Source organism: Flagellimonas alvinocaridis (genome assembly GCF_004916895.1).
GTDB classification, from domain to species: Bacteria; Bacteroidota; Bacteroidia; order Flavobacteriales; family Flavobacteriaceae; genus Flagellimonas; species Flagellimonas alvinocaridis.
The window spans coordinates 1-407 of the sequence record NZ_SNTZ01000106.1 but is presented as its reverse complement, the minus strand read 5'-3'; the positions used below and the strand labels follow the sequence as shown (position 1 = coordinate 407).

Annotated in this window: 1 protein-coding gene; it reads left to right on the top strand. The window is 23.1% G+C overall.

Going from position 1 to position 407, the window contains the following annotated elements; translation table 11 throughout:
• The coding region (locus EZV76_RS17730) for a hypothetical protein (RefSeq protein WP_236640959.1) at positions 1-407 on the top strand (407 nt) is incomplete at both ends.

Below are 407 nucleotides of genomic sequence, written 5' to 3'. Positions count from 1 at the left end.
GACGTAGTGCTCGAATAATCCGTAAATTTTATTTTTTTATAAAATTTTTCATTGAAAATATATATATAGATATCCTTCTATCTATCATTAATATTCCCAAAATACATAAAAAAGTTTTTCTTGAATCAATAAAAACTATTATTGATAAACCTATTTCCAATACTAAAAAAAATCACGAAAAAAGTACTAAAACCAATCAAAATACAATTAACTTTATTTCAACTATACAAAAGTCCTTTTATAATATTAGTAATAATAATTCACAGAATTTTGATGAATTATCCTCCTTCTCACAAGCATATGTATTTTACAAATTATCAAAAGTCCAAGCCCCTAACTTGTTTAAGTTAAGGTCTATTCTTGAATATCGCGGAACATCTTTTTTTCTTAAAACTTCAATAAAAAAT